This is a genomic window from Microvirga flocculans ATCC BAA-817, from assembly GCF_000518665.1.
Lineage (GTDB): Bacteria > Pseudomonadota > Alphaproteobacteria > Rhizobiales > Beijerinckiaceae > Microvirga > Microvirga flocculans.
The window spans coordinates 1-19,404 of the sequence record NZ_JAEA01000012.1 but is presented as its reverse complement, the minus strand read 5'-3'; the positions used below and the strand labels follow the sequence as shown (position 1 = coordinate 19,404).

15 protein-coding genes are annotated in these 19,404 nt (G+C 65.5%); 7 read left to right on the top strand and 8 right to left on the bottom strand.

Translation table 11 applies throughout. The features are described 5' to 3' along the window. Positions 1-164: 164 nt before the first annotated feature. Positions 165-833, bottom strand: coding sequence for a heme exporter protein CcmB (ccmB, locus tag L879_RS0114245; RefSeq protein ID WP_027316699.1), 669 nt, complete (start codon positions 831-833; stop codon positions 165-167). Next, on the bottom strand, positions 830-1,462 hold the full coding sequence (gene ccmA, locus L879_RS21745; RefSeq protein ID WP_035459687.1) for a heme ABC exporter ATP-binding protein CcmA: 633 nt from the start codon (positions 1,460-1,462) through the stop codon (positions 830-832). Before ccmA ends, ccmB begins: the two co-directional genes overlap by 4 nt. A 219-nt stretch (positions 1,463-1,681) precedes the next feature. On the opposite strand from ccmA, the gene acnA reads away from it, so the two are divergent. Continuing rightward, the gene (gene acnA, locus L879_RS0114235) at positions 1,682-4,387 is read left to right on the top strand and encodes an aconitate hydratase AcnA (RefSeq protein ID WP_027316698.1); all 2,706 of its coding nucleotides are present in this window, start codon (positions 1,682-1,684) and stop codon (positions 4,385-4,387) included. Between the two features lie 97 nt (positions 4,388-4,484). Here the strand turns inward: acnA and L879_RS21740 are convergent, their stop codons facing one another. Beyond that, the gene (locus tag L879_RS21740; protein ID WP_051435325.1) at positions 4,485-6,371 is read right to left on the bottom strand and encodes a calcium-binding protein; all 1,887 of its coding nucleotides are present in this window, start codon (positions 6,369-6,371) and stop codon (positions 4,485-4,487) included. 323 nt (positions 6,372-6,694) lie between these two features. Here L879_RS21740 and L879_RS0114225 point away from each other — a divergent pair, with 323 nt between their 5' ends. Then, the gene (locus L879_RS0114225) at positions 6,695-7,201 is read left to right on the top strand and encodes a GNAT family N-acetyltransferase (protein ID WP_027316697.1); all 507 of its coding nucleotides are present in this window, start codon (positions 6,695-6,697) and stop codon (positions 7,199-7,201) included. 246 nt (positions 7,202-7,447) lie between these two features. Continuing rightward, positions 7,448-7,975 (top strand): inorganic diphosphatase, encoded by a 528-nt coding sequence (ppa, locus tag L879_RS0114220; protein WP_027316696.1) that lies wholly within the window; start codon positions 7,448-7,450, stop codon positions 7,973-7,975. Positions 7,976-8,107: 132 nt separating this feature from the next. Here the strand turns inward: ppa and L879_RS24500 are convergent, their stop codons facing one another. Both L879_RS24500 and L879_RS0114210 read right to left on the bottom strand, forming a co-directional pair. Next, positions 8,108-10,096, bottom strand: coding sequence for a M10 family metallopeptidase C-terminal domain-containing protein (locus L879_RS24500; RefSeq protein WP_027316695.1), 1,989 nt, complete (start codon positions 10,094-10,096; stop codon positions 8,108-8,110). Positions 10,097-10,190: 94 nt separating this feature from the next. Beyond that, positions 10,191-11,453, bottom strand: a complete 1,263-nt coding sequence (locus L879_RS0114210) for a ubiquinone biosynthesis hydroxylase (RefSeq protein WP_027316694.1) — start codon at positions 11,451-11,453, stop codon at positions 10,191-10,193. A gap of 191 nt (positions 11,454-11,644) precedes the next feature. Between L879_RS0114210 and tesB the strand changes: the two genes are divergently transcribed. The 3 genes from tesB to L879_RS0114195 all read left to right on the top strand — a co-directional run bounded on the left by tesB (position 11,645) and on the right by L879_RS0114195 (position 14,426). Then, a complete protein-coding gene (tesB, locus tag L879_RS0114205; protein ID WP_027316693.1) occupies positions 11,645-12,505 on the top strand; it encodes an acyl-CoA thioesterase II in 861 nt (286 codons plus the stop codon). Positions 12,506-12,714: 209 nt separating this feature from the next. After that, the gene (locus L879_RS0114200) at positions 12,715-13,053 is read left to right on the top strand and encodes a P-II family nitrogen regulator (RefSeq protein ID WP_027316692.1); all 339 of its coding nucleotides are present in this window, start codon (positions 12,715-12,717) and stop codon (positions 13,051-13,053) included. Positions 13,054-13,088: 35 nt separating this feature from the next. Then, entirely contained in the window at positions 13,089-14,426 is a 1,338-nt protein-coding gene (locus L879_RS0114195) for an ammonium transporter (RefSeq protein WP_027316691.1), read from the top strand. A 133-nt stretch (positions 14,427-14,559) separates the two neighbouring features. Here the strand turns inward: L879_RS0114195 and L879_RS0114190 are convergent, their stop codons facing one another. The 3 genes from L879_RS0114190 to L879_RS0114180 form a co-directional block, all read right to left on the bottom strand. Next, the gene (locus L879_RS0114190; RefSeq protein WP_027316690.1) at positions 14,560-15,159 is read right to left on the bottom strand and encodes an SCO family protein; all 600 of its coding nucleotides are present in this window, start codon (positions 15,157-15,159) and stop codon (positions 14,560-14,562) included. Positions 15,160-15,293: 134 nt separating this feature from the next. After that, positions 15,294-16,253: a copper chaperone PCu(A)C domain-containing protein gene (locus L879_RS0114185; protein WP_027316689.1), complete on the bottom strand. Its 960-nt coding sequence runs from the start codon at positions 16,251-16,253 to the stop codon at positions 15,294-15,296. Positions 16,254-16,295: 42 nt separating this feature from the next. Beyond that, entirely contained in the window at positions 16,296-16,679 is a 384-nt protein-coding gene (locus L879_RS0114180; protein WP_154664218.1) for a hypothetical protein, read from the bottom strand. Between the two features lie 167 nt (positions 16,680-16,846). Here L879_RS0114180 and L879_RS0114175 point away from each other — a divergent pair. Beyond that, on the top strand, positions 16,847-19,404 hold a 2,558-nt coding region (locus L879_RS0114175; protein ID WP_027316687.1), incomplete at its 3' end, for a DNA translocase FtsK.

The window sequence follows — 19,404 nt, the reverse complement described above, 5'->3', positions numbered from 1 at the left end:
ACCACCGCAAGATAGAGATGTCTTGTTTTCTGCCAAATAGACATGTCGGTCTGCAGGCCGATTTTGGCCCCAAGGAAGCCGCTATGATCAGTCCAGATGACGTGGACAGAGCGTAGAGGATTTCGAGGCGGCATTCAGCCGAGCCGCCTGAACGATTTGCCTTCTTATTCCCCCGACCGAAGCGCCGCCGCGGCTCCCACCGTGCCGACCACCGCCGCGAACAGGGTCAGGGCGACGAGCACGAGGAACGGCGTCATGAACGGGATCGTCCCGCCGACAGCCGCATTGGCCGCCGAGACCCCGAAGATCAGGGTCGGGATCATGAGGGGCAGGACCAGGATCGCCAGGATCAGCCCGCCGCGCCGCAGGCTTGCGGTGAGCGCCGCGCCCACCGCGCCGATGAAGGTGAGCGCGGGCGTGCCCACCAGAAGCGTCGCCACCATGGCGAGCATGCCCTCGGGCGAGAGCGCCACGAGCAGGCCGAGGAAGGGCGCGGCGATGGCAAGCGGCAGGCCCGTCACGAGCCAATAGGCCACGACCTTCGCCAGCACCACCACCTCCATCGGCGCATGGGAGAGGCGCAGGAGATCGAGGGACCCGTCCTCCTGGTCGGCCTGGAAGAGCCGGTCGAGGCCGATGAGCGTGGCGAGCAGCGCCGCGATCCAGAGGATCGCCGGGCCGATGCGCGCGAGAAGGTTCAGATCGGGCCCGAGGCCGAAGGGGATAAGCGTCACGATCATCAGAAAGAAGATGAGCCCCATGACGCCCGAACCGCCCACGCGCGCGGCGAGCTTCAGGTCGCGGATCAGGAGGGCATGGAAAGAGCGGATCATGCGCCCTCTCCCGTGACGGCGGCGGAGAGCCGGGTGCGCTCGATCCTGATCTCCTGCGCGTCCCTCAGGAACAGGGGCGAATGGGTCGTGGCCGCGATCATGCCGCCGTTCTCCCGATGGCGTTCGAGAAGGAGGCGCAGGTTTTCCTGGGAGGCGGCATCGAGGGCCGATGTGGGCTCGTCCAGAAGCCAGAGCGGCCTCTGCGCCACCAAGAGCCGGGCAAGCGCCACCCGGCGACGCTGGCCCGCCGAGAGATAGGCCACCGGCAGGCGCGCCGCATGGGCTAGCCCCACCGCCTCCAGGGCCTCGCGGGCGCTCAGGGCCGGATGCCCGAGGAAGTCGCGGGCGAAGGTGAGGTTCTCCTCGGCCGTCAGTGCGGCTTTGAGGGCGTCGCGGTGCCCGATGTAATGCAGGCACTCGGGCAGGGTCCGCTCGCCCGCGCCCTCCAGGAGAATCGTTCCCGACGCGGGATGCAGGCGTCCGGCCAGGATGTCGAGGAGGGAGGATTTGCCCGCCCCGTTGCGCCCGGTGATCACCAGGGCCTCGCCGGGCCGGAGTGCGAAGGAGACGCCTTCGAAGATGCGCCGCTCCCCCCGCTCGCAGGCCAAATTGTTAACGCTCAGACGCAAACCAGCGACCCCTGCCCTCATTGCACCCCAGAATGGTTCTAAACCGTGTAGCCGGACGGTTCGAAATGATCTATAGCACCCTCGGCTGCGCCGCGCGCCAAGGCGTCCAATCCGCCTCGCGCGCTTTTCCCCTGTCCGGGCGCCCCCGGAGCGGCGCGCGCTTTTCGCGCTTTCGGCCGAACACACCGTTCGTAACCCAAATGCACGCGAGGATTCGCCGTGACGCTCAACAACAGCTTCAATGCCCGCCAGACCCTCAAAGTCGGCGACAAGACCTATACCTATTACTCCCTCGTCGAGGCCGAGAAGAACGGCCTCAAGGGCGTCTCGAAGCTGCCCTTCTCCATGAAGGTGCTGCTCGAGAACCTGCTCCGCTACGAGGACGGCCGCACGGTCACCAAGGCCGACATCCAGGCCGTGGCCGAATGGCTCAACAACAAGGGCAAGGACGAGAAGGAAATCGCCTATCGCCCCGCCCGCGTCCTGATGCAGGACTTCACGGGCGTCCCGGCGGTCGTCGACCTCGCCGCCATGCGCGACGCCATGAAGAACCTCGGCGGCGACCCGCGCAAGATCAACCCGCTCGTGCCCGTCGACCTCGTGATCGACCACTCGGTGATCGTGGACGAGTTCGGCACCCCGAAGGCCTTCGACCGCAACGTGGAGCTGGAATACCAGCGCAACGGCGAGCGCTACCGCTTCCTCAAGTGGGGCCAGACCGCGTTCGAGAACTTCTCCGTCGTTCCCCCGGGCACCGGCATCTGCCACCAGGTGAACCTGGAATTCCTCTCCCAGACCGTCTGGACCCGCAAGGACCCCGCCACGGGTGAGGAAGTGGCCTATCCGGACACCCTCGTCGGCACCGATTCGCACACCACCATGGTCAACGGCCTCGCCGTTCTCGGCTGGGGCGTGGGCGGCATCGAGGCCGAGGCCGCCATGCTCGGCCAGCCGGTGTCCATGCTCATCCCCGAGGTCATCGGCTTCAAGCTCACCGGCAAGCTGAAGGAAGGCGTGACCGCCACCGACCTGGTGCTCACCGTCACCCAGATGCTGCGCAAGAAGGGCGTGGTCGGCAAGTTCGTGGAGTTCTACGGCCCCGGCCTCACCGACATGTCGGTGGCCGACCGTTCCACCATCGGCAACATGGCTCCGGAATACGGCGCGACCTGCGGCTTCTTCCCCATCGACGCCAAGACGATCGACTACCTCAAGACCACGAGCCGCACGGACGAGCGCGTCGCTCTCGTCGAGGCCTATGCCAAGGCGCAGGGCATGTGGCTCACCCCCGAAACGCCGGATCCGGTCTTCACCGACATCCTCGAGCTCGACCTCGGCGACGTGGTTCCCTCGCTCGCCGGCCCGAAGCGTCCGCAGGACCGCGTGACCCTCGACACCGCCAAGCCCGAGTTCCTCGGCGCCATGGAGAAGGAGTTCCGCAAGGCTCAGGAAATCGGTAAGCGCGTGAAGGTGGAGAACGCCAATTTCGATCTCGGCCACGGCGACGTGGTGATCGCGGCGATCACCTCCTGCACCAACACCTCGAACCCGAGCGTGATGATCGGCGCAGGCTTGCTTGCCCGCAACGCGGTGAAGAAGGGCCTCAAGTCCAAGCCGTGGGTGAAGACCTCGCTGGCGCCCGGATCGCAGGTCGTCGAGGAATACTTCAAGAAGGCGGACCTTCAGAAGGACCTGGACGCTCTCGGCTTCAACCTCGTCGGCTTCGGCTGCACCACCTGCATCGGCAATTCAGGCCCGCTGCCGGAGAACGTGTCGAAGGCGATCAACGACAACGACCTCGTCGCCGTGTCGGTGCTCTCGGGCAACCGCAACTTCGAAGGCCGCGTGAACCCGGACGTGCGCGCGAACTACCTCGCCTCGCCGCCGCTGGTGGTGGCCTACGCGCTCGCCGGCTCCATGCTGGTGGACCTCACGAAGGACCCGCTCGGAACGGGTTCGGACGGCAAGCCGGTGTACCTGAAGGACATCTGGCCTTCTTCGGCGGAAGTGCAGGAGTTCATCGACCGCACGATCACGAGCGAGCTGTTCAAGACCCGCTACTCCGACGTGTTCGCCGGTGACGCCAACTGGAAGAAGGTCACCTTCGAGCCGGGCCTCACCTATGAGTGGGACATGGGTTCGACCTATGTGCAGAACCCGCCCTATTTCGAGGGCATGACGAAGGAGCCGAAGCCCGTCACGGACATCCTGAACGCGCGGATTCTGGGCCTCTTCCAGGACTCGATCACCACCGACCACATCTCGCCTGCGGGCAACATCCGCGCGGCTTCGCCCGCCGGCAAGTACCTTCAGGAGCACCAGGTCGCGGTCGCCGACTTCAACCAGTACGGCACCCGTCGCGGCAATCACGAGGTCATGATGCGCGGCACCTTCGCCAATATCCGCATCAAGAACCAGATGGTGAAGGACGATGCTGGCCAAGTGGTCGAAGGCGGCTACACCATCCACCAGCCCTCCGGCGAGCGGATGTTCATCTATGATGCCGCCATGCGCTACAAGGACGAGGGCGTTCCGCTCGTCGTTCTCGCGGGCAAGGAATACGGCACCGGCTCGTCCCGCGACTGGGCGGCCAAGGGCACGAACCTGCTCGGCGTGCGCGCCGTGATTGCCGAGAGCTTCGAGCGTATCCACCGCTCGAACCTGGTCGGCATGGGCGTTGCTCCCTTCGTGTTCCAGGGCGACACCTCCTGGGCCAGCTTAGGCCTGAAGGGCGACGAGACGATCACCATCAAGGGCCTCGCCGGCGATCTCAAACCGCGTCAGGTCATGGACATGGAGATCACCTCCACCGACGGTTCGGTGAAGCGCGTTCCCGTGCTCTGCCGCATCGATACGCTCGAGGAGGTCGAATACTTCCGCAACGGCGGCATCCTGCACTACGTGCTGCGCCAGCTCGCCGCTTAAGCGAAAAACAAAACGCCCGCTCCTTGGACGAGGAGCGGGCGGACCGTTGAAGACAAGCGCGGCGCTCCGGCAATGGAGCGCCGCGTTTTCTTTTGGATCAGATGATGAAGAAGTCCTTGTGGGTCATCTTGAGGTTCTTGGAGAGGGTGGCGATCTCCACCGCCTTGCCTTTTCCGGAGCCGTCGGCGTCGTAATAGAGCACGCCCTTCTTATTGTCGTAGACGAGGTAGTCGTTCTTGTCCTTGGCCTTGGAGCCGACGGTGAAGAAATCCTTCTTCAGCTGCGCCGGCTTCTTCTCGGAGCCGGATTTCCCGAGCTTGGTGAAGACCTTATTCTCGAGCCAGATCGCGTCGTCCTTCACGCTGAAATCCGCGATCTTATCCCGGTTGGCCTTCGTATTCGGCTTCGTGTCGAATACGAAGGCATCCTTGCCCGATCCACCCTTGAGCACGTCGTTGCCGAGCCCGCCATGGATCTTGTTGTTGCCGGTATTGCCGGTGATCGTGTTGGCGTATTTGTTGCCGGTGAGCGAAACGCTCGACTTGCCCGTGGCGGTGAGTTTCTCGATTTCGGCCGTCGCGCTCATGGTGAAGCTGACCGCCGTATAGACCGTGTCCGTGCCACCCTTCGTGTATTCGTACACCCGGTCGCGGGCGTTATCGACGTAGAAGACATCGTTTCCGCTGCCGCCATACATGGCGTCAGCGCCCGTGCTTCCGTTCAGCACGTCGTTGCCTGCGCCACCGTCGAGCCGGTCGTTGCCGGCGAGCCCCTGTAGGGTGTTTGAGGCTTTGTTGCCTACGAGCGTGTTGGCAAGCCCGTTGCCGGTGAGGCGGATGGCGTCGGAGCCGGTAGCCGTCAGGTTTTCGAGGTGTTCTCCGAGCGCGTAGGAGAAGCCTGCGAGCACCGTATCGATGCCCTCGCCCGCGTGCTCGGTGATCACATCGGCTGCATCGACAAGATAGGTGTCGTTTCCGGCTCCTCCCGCAAGGCTGTCCGCACCGGCGCCGCCGTCCAGGATATTGGCCGCGACATTGCCCTGGATCCGGTTTGCGAGCGCGTTGCCGGTCAGGTGAATGGCGGCACTGCCGGAGGCGAACAGATCCTCCACGAAGGCGCTCAGGCTGTAGCTGACCAGTGTCTCGACCCGGTCCTGCCCCTGCCCATCGATCTCCACGACGAGATCGCCGACGTCATCGACCCGGTAGAGATCGTCTCCCTCACCGCCGGCCATGCTGTCTGCACCGGCACCGCCATCGAGCGTATCGTGCCCGTCGAGCCCTTCGAGGGTGTCGTTGCCCAGCGCGCCGACGAGCTCGTTGTCGAGGCCGTTGCCGCGCCCGGTGAGAGACAGGCTTCCGGTCAGCCGCAGATTCTCGAGATGGTCGCCGAGCGTGTAGCTGAAGGATGCGATCACCCGATCGGTGCCGCCGTTGAGATTTTCGACGACCGCATCGTCTTCGTCGAGGATGAAGGTATCGTCGCCATCGCCGCCCCAAAGACTGTCCGCCCCCGCGCCGCCCCTCAGGGTGTCGTGTCCGGCCGATGCGAACAGTCGGTCGTCGCCGTCGAGACCGTCGAGGACATTGTCGCTGTTATTGCCGATGATATCGTTCGCCTGGTTGTTGCCCGTTCCATCGAGCGGCTCCATGCCGCGCAGTTCGAGAATCTCTACGTAGTCGGGCAGGGCATAGGAGGCATAGGCGATGATGAGGTCGAGGCTTCCCTCGCCGTCAGCCTCGATGACGGCATCGTCGCTCTGGTCGACATAACACGTATCGTTGCCGAGCCCCCCGCGCAGGGTGTCCGCTCCTTCCAGGCCGTCGAGGATATTGTCGGCGTCGTTGCCGGTGATGAGATTGTCCAGGGCATTGCCTGTGACATGGGCCAAGCCTTGCCCGTGCTCGTCGACCAGGAAAAAGTCCTGCGTGCCGGGATCGAGCCGGTAGGTATTCGTAGAAGAATCGAATGTAGAACCGGCCATCGCACCTTCCTCTTGCCTGCGAGGAAGGTGATTTCCTGTTTCCTTCCCATAGGTAATTTTGTCTTACCAAGGTCGCGAACGATTCAAACCATCTCAGGATTGCAAGTCTGGCACGACACATCCCGCAGGTGTCGTCATGAGCGCGGCAGGGCCGCTCCGGGCATGGTCGCCCGCCCCGTTGCGGCGTTTTTACCTAGCCCCAACGCGGCTGCTTTTGCTTACATAGCAACGGTTTCACCAATCGGCTTCCGCATTTGTTAAGGGCGCGTTAACCTTTCCAGGCGGAAACTGAATTCGTTGCCTCTCAACCCTTTGCCAGAGCCATGAGCGACCTTCTCGTCAGTATCCGTCACGCAAAGCCCGATGACGCCGCTGCTCTGTCGAAGGTTTTCGATGCCGCCTGGCGGGAAGCCTATCTCGGCATCATTCCTGGCATCACCCTGGAGAAGATGCTGTCCCGTCGAAGCGAGCGCTGGTGGCGCTCCACCATTTCCCGCGGGCGGCCGCTCGTGGTGCTGGATCTCGGCCAGGGCGCGGTCGGCTATGCGTCCTACGGCCGCTGCCGCGACCGATCGCTGCCGGCGAACGGGGAGATCGACGAGCTTTACCTGCGGCCGGAACATCAGGGCCTCGGCTTCGGGCGGCGCCTGTTCAAGGCCGTCCGCAACGACCTGAAGGACAGGGGGCTCGACAGGATCGCGGTCTGGGCGCTCGCGGACAACGCCCGCGCCTGCGCCTTCTACGCAGGCCTGGGCGGGGAGCCGATCGCCCGCGTCGAGGAGCGCATCGGCGGGACGCCGCTCGCCAAGGTCGCTTATCTGTTCCGCTGAAGCCTGGACTCAAAACGGCCTTCTTTCGGCTAAATTGCTCGAAAAATTCGGTTTCCGGTCCTTGTTGCCGGAGCCCGCTCCGGTTAGTGAAGCGTCCGAGCTTCCGGGAGCGGCCTTCCGGCCATAAGGCCTAAGCCGCTCTCACGTCTCGCTTTTGCCGCCTTTTCACCGGTGCCGCGACGTCCCCTTCCCGGCCGGACGCCTCGCCGAGGAAAATGCTCAAGCCTTGTTCCGGAGAACACCTCTATGCGCCTCGACGCAATCAAGATTGGAAAGAACCCGCCGAACGACGTGAACGTCGTCATCGAAGTGCCGATCGGCGGCGAACCCATCAAGTACGAGATGGACAAGGAATCGGGAGCCCTGTTCGTCGACCGCTTCCTCTATACCGCCATGCGGTATCCCGGAAACTACGGCTTCATTCCGCACACCCTGTCCGGCGACGGCGACCCCTGCGACGTGCTGATCGCAAACACCCGCGCCATCGCGCCGGGCGCGGTCATGAACGTGCGCCCGGTCGGCGTGCTGGTCATGGAGGACGACGGCGGCCAGGACGAGAAGATCATCGCCGTTCCGTCGAGCAAGCTCACGCAGCGCTACGACCGCGTGGCGAACTACACGGACCTGCCCGAGATCACGATCAAGCAGATCGAGCATTTCTTCGAGCACTACAAGGACCTCGAGCCTGGCAAATGGGCCAAGATCATCCGCTGGGGCGATGCCGAGGAAGCCAAGCGCCTGATCGTCGAAGCAATCGAGCGGGCGAAGAAGTAGGCTCAAAAAACCATCACGGCCGGTGCTTTTCCGGCTGCATGAAACAGACCCGGCGCGGGATCCCGCGCCGGGTCTTCTGTTTTGAGGATGCCCGGCCACGCGGGCCGGTTCGCCGTCAAAGACGCAAATGCGTCAGAAGACGAAGAAATCCTTGTGCGTGATCTTGAGGCTCTTCGAGATGTTGGCGATCTGGATCGCCTGGGCCGATCCGGACCCGTCCGGATCGTAGAACAGGGCGCCGGCTTTCTTGTGATAGAGGATGCGGTCGTCCGCGTCCTTGAAGCGGTCGCCGACCACGAAGGCCTTGCTCGCCAGGGTCCCCTTCGAGAGCTTGGAAAAGATCGCCCTGGACAGGTGAATCGTATCGTCCGTCGGGTTGAAATCCTGGATGTAGTCGATATTCAGTTTCGGGCTCGGCTTCTGGTCGAAGATGAAGACGTCCCGCCCCGTCCCGCCCACGAGAACGTCGCTTCCCTTGCCACCGTTGAGCGTGTCATTGCCGTTCTGACCGGAGAGCTGGTCGTTACCCGCCTGGCCGAGAAGCTGGTCATTGCCCGATTCGCCGGTCAGAGAGTCCGATTTCGACGTGCCGGTACGGACGAGCGGCGTCGCCTCGATCACGTTCTGCACGGTGATGGTAAAGGTCTTGGTGAGATAGCCGCCATAGGCGTCCATCACCATGAGCGTGATCTTGTGGGACGTGGCCTTTTCGTAGTCGAGGGCCTTCTTGAGGACGATCTTGTCGTTGTTCAGATCGAACAAGCCGTCTGGATCCGACACGATGCTGTAGGTAATAGGATCGCGATCAGGGTCGTATCCCGCGATGTATCCCAGCTCCTTCCCCACTTGTGTGCTTTCGGAAAAAGAGGTGTTGGACAGGTAGAGATCCGACGGGTTGCTGTTGGCGAGCGCGATGGTCTTGTCCGAGAATTTCACCAGACGCACGTCTTTCAGCGTATCGCTGCCGTCACGGTCCGCCTGCTGGTCGGCCACGGTGACGGTTCCATCGGCGTTCCTGGTGATCGTGTATTGAGCGCTCGTCCCGGAAAAGACCGCCGTGTTCTGGCCGCTGCCGCCTTCGATGACGTCGTCGCCCTTGCCGCCTTCGAGGGTATCGTCGCCGCCGTTGCCGACCAGCCTGTTGTTGCCGTCATGGCCGATGAAATGATCCGCGCCCGAGCCGCCTTCCAGATTCGAGATCCCGATCAAGGTATCGGATCCGTAGCCGGTCGTATTCTGGGAACCCGTTATTCTGAGGTCGACCTTGGCCCTTGACGAGCCGGAATACCGGGCCGTATTGGTGCCGGTGCCGCCATCGAGCCGGTCGTCGCCCTGCCCACCCTCGAGCGTGTCGTTGCCGCCGCCGCCCAGGAGGGTGTTGTTGGCCGTATTGCCGGTGAGCGAATCGTGATGCGCGCTTCCAACGATCTTTTCGATGTCGATGAGGGTGTCGCTGCCCTGCCCGCCGCCCACGGCCTGCTCCGTCACGATGCCGAGATTGACGGTCACGCCGCTGGACGCTTCCGAATAGTCTACCGTATCGGCCCCGGCTCCACCATTGAGGTAGTCGTTGCCTTCGCCGCCGAGGAAGGTCTCCAGGCCCACGCCGCCATAGGCAGTGTCATTGCCGATCCCGAGCTTGATGGTTCCGCCGGAAACGGTCCCCAGGACGCCGTCGTAAAAATCGTCCCCGCCCTTGAGATCGAGCAGAGCGGCGCCGGCGGCAGCCGATGTGGTCTGGATCAGGCCCACATTGACGATCCGGTCGTTGCCAGCATTGCCCTCGATCGCCATGCCTGCTGCCGTGATCGTTCCCCGGTTGATCACGGAATGGGCTCCGCCCCCGGAGAACAGAATCGCCGTGCTCGTTCCCGAACCGATCGTCCCCTCGTTGTAGACGGTGTTGGATTCCCCCAGGAGGTCGAGGCCGTAGAGATGGCCTATGGCCGTGCCGTTCACCCCGATCATGATGCGCTGCGTATCGGTGGCGCGGATGGCCGACAGCGTGTCGCTGGTCACGGCGAGATCGATGAGGACGGCACCGATGCCGTTCAGTTCGAGCCGGGCGCTGACGCCGCTCGCGGGAAGGGGATTGGAGGCATCGTAGATAAGGTTGGGCATGACATATCCGCAGAAGAAGAGCAGCAGGATGTGTCATCCATACGATATTACGTATCGAAATGAAGCAGTTTTTGAAGGCTGCCTTTTCAACCCTTTAAAGCGCTTCGCCCCGCAGGAGCCGGGGGGAGCTTTCCTTCAGGCCCGCCGCCTCACGGATGAAGAAGCGTTTGAGGCCCGGCATCCGGTCGACAAGGCCGAGGCCGAAATCGCGGACCAGGCGCACGGGCAGGACATCGTTGGAAAAGAGGCGGTTCAGGCCGTCCGTCATCATGCCCATGGCGGTGATCTCGGCGCGTCGGGCGCGCTCGTACCGGTCGAGCACGTCGGCGGCCCCGGGATCCATGCCGAGACGCATGGCGTCCGTGACGATCTCGGCCAGCGCCGCCACGTCGTGCAGGCCGACATTGAGCCCCTGGCCCGCGATGGGATGAATCACGTGGGCCGCATCGCCGAGCAGTGCCAGGCGCTCGGCCACGAAGGAGCGCGCCACGCCGAAGGACAGGGGATAGGCCTGCGGCCCGGTCTCGAAGGCGAGCTTGCCGAGCTGCAGCCCGAAGCGGCGCTCCAGCTCGGCGAGAAGATCCTCGGGATGGGATTCGAGCAGGGCGGGCACGTTCTCGCTGCGCTCGGACCAGACGATGGAGGAACGGTGCCGGAGGCTCCCGTCGGGCTGCGTCTCGGGCTTGAGGGGCAGGATCGCGAAGGGGCCCGAAGGCAGGAAATGCTCGACCGCCCGGCCCTCGTGGTCGCGCTCATGGGAGATGGTGGCGACGATGCCCGACTGGCGATAGGGCCAGGAGATCCAGCCGATGCCCGCCTGCTCGCGCAGACGCGAGCGCGCACCGTCGGCGGCGACCAGGAGAGAGGCCGGCAGAACCTCGCCACCCGTCAGGGTCACGTCCGTGCGACCGCCTTGCGGGGCGAAACCCTTCACGCCTTCGGGCCGCAGATCGAGCCCTGCCGCGCGGCAGGCCTGCAGAAGCGCCGCCGTCAGGTCGCCCGCCGTGATCATGTGGGCGAAGGGCTCGTTCCCGTCCACGTCGCCGGCGAAGGTCAGGAAGGTCGGGCGCACCGGATCCTGCAGGCGGCTATCGGTGATGACCATGTCGCGGATGGGCTGCGCCTTGTCCGCCATCTGATCCCAGACGCCCAGGGCCTCCAGCATCCGGCGCACGGCGGCGGCGATGGCATAGGAGCGCTTGTCCCCATGCGGGTCGCGCTGCAGGGCCGGGTCGCACATGACCACCTCGACCCCATCGGCGAGCGCCTGTTTCAGCGCCAGCCCGAGGGAGAGGCCGGCCAATCCGCCGCCTGCGATCACGATGCGCGGTCGCGCCCTGGCTGTTACTGCGCTCATGACTTTTTCTCCCAAGGCATTTTCGGGCAAACTGGTGTCCGGTTCGCCATATAAAATGCATCCGTGACAGAAACCCTCAGACCCCGAACATGTCAGGTGGGTGTCCGCCATTCATTGACCAGCGTCAAGCTTGACCTTGTCGCGCCTCTCGCGGATGGATGACCGCTCCCGACCGAAGGACTTCGAAACCCATGTCCCGCGCCGTTACCGATCTCCTCTCCATTCTCGACCTCGAGCAGCTCGAGGTGAATCTCTTCCGCGGACAGAGCCCGAAGAGCGGCTGGCAGCGGGTCTTCGGCGGCCAGGTGATCGGGCAGGCGCTGGTCGCCGCGACCCGCACGGTCGAGGGACGCCACCCGCATTCGCTCCATTGCTACTTCATGCTGCCGGGCGATCCCAAGGTCCCGATCATCTACGAGGTGGACCGCATCCGCGACGGCAAGAGCTTCACCACGCGCCGGGTGCTGGCGATCCAGCACGGACAGGCGATCTTCGCCATGTCGGCCTCCTTCCACGTGGAGGAGGACGGCTTCTCGCATCAGGCCGAGATGCCGAAGGTGCCGGGACCGGATGAACTTCCCAGCGAGGAGGAGGTGAAGGGCGGGCTGATCCTCAAGATGCCGGAGCCCATGCGCACCTATTACGAGCGCGAGCGCCCGTTGGAGATCCGGCCCGTGGAGCTCAACCGCTACATGTCCCGCGATCCGGGCGAGCCGCGCTTCCACGTCTGGATCAAGACTACGGGCCGCCTGCCGGACGTTCCGGCGATCCACCAGAGCGTGCTCGCCTATGCGTCCGACATGACTCTCCTCGACACCTCGCTCATTCCCCATGGCCGGACGGTGTTCGAACCCGAGATCCAGCCGGCGAGCCTCGACCATGCCATGTGGTTCCACCGCCCCTTCCGGGCCGACGAATGGCTGCTCTACGCCCAGGACACGCCGAGCGCCGGCGGCGCCCGCGGCCTATCCCGCGGGCTCATCTTCACGCAGGACGGAACCCTGATCGCCTCGGTCGCCCAGGAAGGCCTGATCCGCGAGCGCCGTCGCTAACGATTTCTGCCTACTTTTTCATCAACCAAGTTATTTTCCAGCCAATCTCCTGCTGCCTCGAAAAGAGGCAGCGGCCTCTCGCCATGGCTCGTAAGGATTGGCATACTTCTTGCTTAAAGCCCTCCTGACACCCGTCCCTTCCGGTCGGGTTCACGTTGGAAACCGCTGCCTGAGCCTCTCGGGCAGATGTCTCAAAGGGGGCCTAACCCATGAAAATTGTGATGGCGGTCATCAAGCCGTTCAAGTTGGAGGAGGTGCGCGATGCGCTCACCGCTCTCGGCGTGCACGGCCTCACCGTGACCGAGGTGAAGGGATACGGGCGGCAGAAGGGCCATACCGAGATCTATCGCGGCGCCGAATATGCCGTGAGCTTCCTGCCGAAGCTGAAAATCGAGGTAGCCGTGGCCAGCGAGCTGGTTCCCCAGGTGATCGATGCGATCACGGGGGCCGCGCGCACGGGCCAGATCGGCGACGGCAAGATCTTCGTCGTCTCGCTCGAGAAAGCGGTCCGCATCCGTACGGGCGAGACCGACATCGACGCCCTTTGATTTCCTGTTTTATCGATTTCCGGAGTTCAGATCCGATGAAGTTTCGTTCTCTTCTCCTGCCGGCGCTCGGTGCGCTGGGCCTGAGCCTCGCGGCCCTCGAACCTGCCCTGGCGCAGGATGCGGCCGCCCCGACCGTCAACAAGGGCGACACCGCCTGGATGCTCGTTTCGACGATCCTCGTGATCCTCATGACGATCCCGGGCCTCGCCCTGTTCTATGGCGGCCTCGTGCGCACCAAGAACATGCTCTCCGTGCTCATGCAGGTCTTCGCGGTGTTTTCCCTCGTGACGATCCTGTGGGTCGCCTACGGCTACTCGCTCGCCTTCACCTCCGGCGGAGAGGGCGTCGGCGCCTTCATCGGCGGCTTCTCGAAGGCGTTCCTCGCCGGCGTGACCACGGACTCCACCGCCGACACCTTCACCAAGGGCGTGGCGATTCCTGAAATGGTCTTCATCGCCTTTCAGCTCACCTTCGCGGCCATCACCCCGGCCCTGATCGTCGGCGCCTTCGCCGAGCGCATCAAGTTCTCGGCGGTCATGCTCTTCACGGCCCTGTGGGTCACCGTCGTGTACTTCCCGATCGCGCACATGGTGTGGTTCTCCGAAGGCTATCTCTTCGGCCTCGGCGCCCTCGACTTTGCGGGCGGCACCGTGGTGCACATCAACTCGGGCGTCGCGGGCCTCATGGGCGCGCTGCTCGTCGGCAAGCGCATCGGCTACGGCCGCGACCTGCTCGCCCCGCACTCCCTGACGCTCACCTTCGTCGGCGCCTGCCTCCTGTGGGTCGGCTGGTTCGGCTTCAACGCGGGCTCAAACCTCGAAGCCACAGGCGGCGCGGCCCTCGCGCTCCTGAACACCATCGTGGCCCCGGCGGCTGCCGGCCTCGCCTGGATGGGCGTGGAAGCCCTCGGCAAGGGCAAGGCCTCGCTGCTCGGCATCGCCTCGGGCGCGGTCGCCGGCCTCGTGGCCATCACCCCGGCTGCGGGCCTCGCGGGTCCGATGGGCTCCATCGTGCTCGGCCTCGTCGCCGGCGTGGTCTGCTACTACGCGGTCACGGCGGTGAAGAACGCCCTGGGCTATGACGACGCCCTCGACGTCTTCGGCATCCACGGCGTGGGCGGCATCGTCGGCGCCATCGGCACGGGCATCGTGGCCGCTCCCTCGCTCGGCGGCTACGGCGTCGGCGAGTACAGCATCGGCGGCCAAGTCTGGACGCAGATCGTCGCCGTGGCGGTCACGCTGGTCTGGACCGGCATCGGCTCCCTGGTGCTCTTCAAGATCACCGACCTGATCGTCGGCCTGCGCGTCACGCAGGATGCCGAGCGCGAAGGCCTCGACCTCGCGGATCACGGCGAGCGCGCCTACAATTACTGAGGATCACCCGCGTCGCCCGGCGGAGCGTCGAGACCCGCCGCCGGGCGACGCGGCAACGAAGCCTTCCAGAGGCTCGAAAAGAAAAGCCCCGGCCGAAAGCCGGGGCTTTTCTCATGATGGCGCGGTTGCCGCCCTACCCGTTCTTGACCAACTGCCGCAGCTTCGCGCGGCGCGTTTCCTCCGGCTCCTGGAAGTTGGAGGTGCCATAGAAGCCGCCCTGGCTGTCCATCAGGAACAGGGTGGCGGAATGGTCCATGGTGTAGCCGTCCTCCGTCGGGACCTTGCGGTAATAGATCTTGTAGGCCCGCGCCGCGGCGGCGATCTCCTCCTCCGTGCCGGTGAGGCCGACGATGCGCGGATCGAAGGAGGAGAGATAGGCCTTCATCATCTCCGCTGTGTCGCGCGTCGGATCGACGGTGATGAACACGGCCTGCAGCTTGTCCGCATCCGGGCCCAGCGCCGCCAGGTCCTGCGTCAGGTCGTAGAGCGTGGTCGGGCAGACTTCCGGGCAATGGGTGAAGCCGAAGAACACCACGAAGGGCCTGCCCTTGAGGTTCTCGTCCGTGAAGGGCTTGCCCTCGTGACTGGTGAGGCGGAAGGCCCCGCCGATCGGCACCTTCCCGGCGCCCTGCTGCGGCTGGGACGGGAAGAGAAGCAGGCCCGCCGTCACGATGAGCACCAGAAGGCCCGCCGTGAAGACGAGGAATGGCACGAGAAGACGTCGGGTATTCATCGCTCGGTCTCCGTATTCGCGCATCGTGCGGAACCGAAACCCCGCCTTTTACGATACGCTTCTCTAAAACAGGATCGTATCGATCCCGGAAGGGCTATCCGCTTCCGGGATCGATGCCGTGGTGATCGGCGGGTTCAGTGCTTGTGTTCCATGGGGGCCGCGCCGCCCAGGCCGCGCACCGTGTATTCCACTTCGACGGGGCCCGCCTTCTCGAAGACGAGGGTGCCCTTGACCGTCTGGCCCTCCTTCAGGGGCTCCTTCAGGTCCATGAACATGAGGTGGTAGCCGCCCGGCTTCAATTCGACCGTGGCGCCGGGCTTGATCTCGAGCCCGCCCTCCACCGGCTTCATGCGCATCACGTCGCCGTCCATGCGCATCTCGTGGACCTCGACCTTTGCAGCCAATGGGAAGGAACCGCCGGTCAGGCGGTCAGGTGCCGTGCCCGTATTCGTGATGCGCAGGTAGCCGCCGCCGACCTTGGCGCCGCCGGGGGTCGCCCGCGACCAGGGCTGCTCGATCGTGAGCGAACCCGCCTTCTGCGCCGCATGCGCTCCATGGTCGGTCGCCGCGCCGGAATCGGCCACGATCCGGATGCCGGGCGCGGGCGACTTGAGGCTGTGCGGATCCTCGCCGGCCGCCGGGATCTGGGTCCATTCCTCCTTCGCCGTGGCGCATTCCTGCACGACCGGCACGAACACGGTCTCGCCCGGCTTGAAGGCATCCGTCATGCGGGCCTGGAACACGAACTCGTCGTAATGCCCGTCCGCGAGGGACCCGGACCAGACGATCTGCCTGACGCCCTCGGCAACGGGCTTTCCGTAAAGATCGTAGGACCTGGCATAGGAGCCCGTGGCGGTTTCGAGAATCCATCCGGCCTTCGGCATCGGCTTGACGGCGATCATGCCCTCCGGGATGGAGACCCGCACCTTGAGGGTCGGCTGGCCCTTGCAGCCATGGCCGATGCGCACGACCGCCTTGTAGCTGGAATTGGGCGCGGCCTGCGGGTTCTCGAAGGTGGCGTGAGCGAATGCGGGCGCGGCGAGAGCGGCGGAGGCGGCCATGGCGAGCACGCCGCCGGAAAGCAGCTTCTTCATGAAACGATGTCCTGATTTTCGGTTGATGAGGGAAAACGGGGATCAACCCAGGCGCGGCGGCGCGCGCGATCCCACGGGCAGGACATCGGAGGTGGGCCGCAGATGCGGCTGGCCGTCCGGCACGAGGCCGGCGACGGCGGTGGGGGCAAGCCGCTCGATGAGCACGGCCCCGGGCGCGGGACCGGCAAGAGCCGGGCCGTGGCAGCTCGCGATGCAGCACAGGCCGTCATGGGCCTGCGCCGGGGCGTGGTCGGGCCCGGCGGATGCGCCGTCCTGAAGGCAGATGACGCCTTGCGCGCCGGACGCGGCCGCCACATGGAACCCGCCGCTGACTGACAGGAGCAGGACCTGAAGCACGAAGGCATAGGCCATCGCCACCGCGATGGCGGCGTGCGTCCAACTCCGTGCGGGGGGCCTGCGTCTCATGGCCGCGACACTGGTCGCAACGGACCTGGACGTCAACCGCGAAAAATCGCCCCGGCCCGCCGGGCGGCGCTCACGGACGCGCGTTCTAAGGTTAAAGGACCCTTAACCCGCCGCCGCTAAGATCCATGGCAACATTGTCCCGTCCCATGGTTTTTCAGAGTGGTTTGATGCGCTCGGCCCGCCGTTCTTCCTCCGCCTACGATGGCCTTTTCAGCGCCTTCCGAGCCTTCCTGGCCCGCCGGGCGCAGGAGCTGACGGGCCTGTGCCTGATCGCCGCCGCAGGCGCGGTGGCCGTGGCGCTGGGCACCTGGTCGGTGGACGATCCGAGCCTCAACAACGCCACCGATCTCCCCGTCCGCAATCTTCTCGGCTGGCCTGGCGCCATCGTGGCCGACCTCTTCATGCAGCTCCTGGGACTGGGAGCCATCGCGGCGGTCCTGCCCCTGGCGCTCTGGGGCTGGCGGCTCATGAAATCGGGCGAGCTCGGACGCCTGCAGCTGCGCCTGGCCCTGTGGGTCATCGGCGCGGGCGCAGCGACCGCGCTTGCGAGCGCCCTCCCCCCGACCCAGAGCTGGCCCCTGCCGACGGGCCTCGGCGGCGTGGTCGGCGATGCCATTCTCGCCGGGGCGAAAGCCGTCACGGGGCTTTCCAGCGGCTCGGCCAGCGCCGTCCTGGGCTTCCTTTTCGCGACGATCGCGATCCTGAGCCTCACCGCCGCCTGCGGCCTCGGCCCGGCGGAGGAGCGCCATCACGAGGAGCCGGAGGAGATCGAGGAGCCTCAGCCCGCCCGCCGCCGCAAGATCCAGGATTGGGACGAGGCGGAGGAAACCGGTCACGACGAGCCCGGCTGGGGTATCGTATCCCTGGGCGCCCTGGCCCACGGCGTCATGAGCCTGCGCGCAGCCGCCCGGCGGTGGAAGGAAGGCCGCCACGCCGCGCCGGACGAGGAATACGAGGAGGCTCCGCCGCCCCGGCGACCGGCCCGCCAGCCGGGCCAGCGCCGCGAGCCCGTGCTGGACGCCGCGCCGCCGCGCCCCAGGGCGGCTCCCGCTTCCCTGCCCATGCACGACGAGGACGAAGGGGATTGGGAGGACAATCACGCTCCGCCTCCGCCGCGGCAGGCCGCCCGGCCCGAGCCTGCGCCGACCCGCGTGGCGCCCGCGCCCACCGCGCCCAGGCCCGGCAAGCGCATGGCCCGCGAGGCCCAGCCCTCGCTCCTCGACGAAGGCGATTACCAGCTGCCGCAGCTCAACCTGCTCGCCGAGCCCAAGCGTCCGGCGGGGCCGACGATCTCGGCCGATGCCCTGGAGCAGAATGCTTCCCTGCTGGAGAGCACCCTGGAGGATTTCGGCGTGCGGGGCGCCATCACCAAGGTCAATCCCGGCCCTGTTGTGACGTTGTATGAGCTGGAGCCTGCGCCTGGGACGAAGTCGTCGCGGGTGATCTCGCTGGCGGACGACATTGCGCGTTCGATGAGCGCGGTGTCGGCGCGCGTGGCGGTGGTGCAGGGGCGCAACGCCATCGGCATCGAGCTGCCCAACCACAAGCGCGAGACGGTGTATCTGCGCGAGCTGCTCGCCTCCCAGGATTTCGAGAGCACCAAGCAGAAGCTCGCCCTGTGCCTCGGCAAGACCATCGGCGGCGAGCCGGTGATCGCGGATCTGGCGCGTATGCCGCACCTGCTGGTGGCCGGCACCACCGGCTCGGGCAAGTCGGTGGCGATCAACACCATGATCCTGTCCTTGGTCTACCGCCTGACCCCGGCGGAATGCCGCCTGATCATGGTCGACCCGAAGATGCTGGAACTGTCGGTCTATGACGGCATCCCGCACCTGCTGACCCCGGTGGTCACCGACCCGAAGAAGGCGGTGGTGGCCCTCAAATGGGCGGTGCGCGAGATGGAGGACCGCTACCGCAAGATGTCGAAGCTCGGGGTGCGCAACATCGACGGCTTCAACGCCCGGGTCTCGGAGGCCAAGGCGCGCGGCGAGACGATCACGCGCACGGTCCAGACCGGGTTCGACCGCGAGACCGGCGAGGCGATCTACGAGGACGAGGTGATGGACCTCGATCCGCTGCCCTACATCGTGGTGATCGTCGACGAGATGGCCGACCTGATGATGGTGGCGGGCAAGGAGATCGAGGGCGCGATCCAGCGCCTGGCGCAGATGGCGCGCGCGGCCGGCATCCATGTGATCCTGGCGACCCAGCGCCCGTCGGTGGACGTGATCACCGGCACGATCAAGGCGAACTTCCCGACGCGGATCTCGTTCCAGGTGACGTCGAAGATCGACAGCCGCACGATCTTAGGGGAAATGGGCGCCGAGCAGCTCTTGGGCCAGGGCGACATGCTCTACATGGCCGGGGGCGGGCGGATCACGCGCGTGCACGGGCCGTTCTGCTCGGACGAGGAGGTGGAGAAGGTGGTGGCGCATCTCAAGCGCCAGGGCCGTCCGCAGTACCTCGAGGCGGTGACGGCGGAGGAGGACGAGGGCGGGGCCGCCCCCGACACAGCGGTGTTCGACCAAGGCGAGTTCGGGGCGCCGGGCGGGGATTTGTACGACCAGGCGGTGGCGGTGGTGCTGCGCGACAAGAAGGCCTCGACGAGCTACATCCAGCGCCGCCTGCAGATCGGCTACAACCGCGCCGCCTCGCTCATGGAGCGCATGGAGAACGAGGGCATCGTCGGACCCGCAAACCACGCCGGTAAACGCGAAATCCTGCT

Excerpts from the sequence above, each read along its gene's own strand:
- ccmB (WP_027316699.1), bottom strand. The coding sequence starts at position 833 with ATGATCCGCTCTTTCCATGCCCTCCTGATCCGCGACCTGAAGCTCGCC.
- L879_RS21740 (WP_051435325.1), bottom strand. The coding sequence starts at position 6,371 with ATGGCCGGTTCTACATTCGATTCTTCTACGAATACCTACCGGCTCGAT.
- L879_RS0114225 (WP_027316697.1), top strand. The coding sequence starts at position 6,695 with ATGAGCGACCTTCTCGTCAGTATCCGTCACGCAAAGCCCGATGACGCC.
- ppa (WP_027316696.1), top strand. The coding sequence starts at position 7,448 with ATGCGCCTCGACGCAATCAAGATTGGAAAGAACCCGCCGAACGACGTG.
- L879_RS24500 (WP_027316695.1), bottom strand. The coding sequence starts at position 10,096 with ATGCCCAACCTTATCTACGATGCCTCCAATCCCCTTCCCGCGAGCGGC.
- L879_RS0114210 (WP_027316694.1), bottom strand. The coding sequence starts at position 11,453 with ATGAGCGCAGTAACAGCCAGGGCGCGACCGCGCATCGTGATCGCAGGC.
- tesB (WP_027316693.1), top strand. The coding sequence starts at position 11,645 with ATGTCCCGCGCCGTTACCGATCTCCTCTCCATTCTCGACCTCGAGCAG.
- L879_RS0114200 (WP_027316692.1), top strand. The coding sequence starts at position 12,715 with ATGAAAATTGTGATGGCGGTCATCAAGCCGTTCAAGTTGGAGGAGGTG.
- L879_RS0114195 (WP_027316691.1), top strand. The coding sequence starts at position 13,089 with ATGAAGTTTCGTTCTCTTCTCCTGCCGGCGCTCGGTGCGCTGGGCCTG.
- L879_RS0114190 (WP_027316690.1), bottom strand. The coding sequence starts at position 15,159 with ATGAATACCCGACGTCTTCTCGTGCCATTCCTCGTCTTCACGGCGGGC.
- L879_RS0114185 (WP_027316689.1), bottom strand. The coding sequence starts at position 16,253 with ATGAAGAAGCTGCTTTCCGGCGGCGTGCTCGCCATGGCCGCCTCCGCC.
- L879_RS0114180 (WP_154664218.1), bottom strand. The coding sequence starts at position 16,679 with ATGAGACGCAGGCCCCCCGCACGGAGTTGGACGCACGCCGCCATCGCG.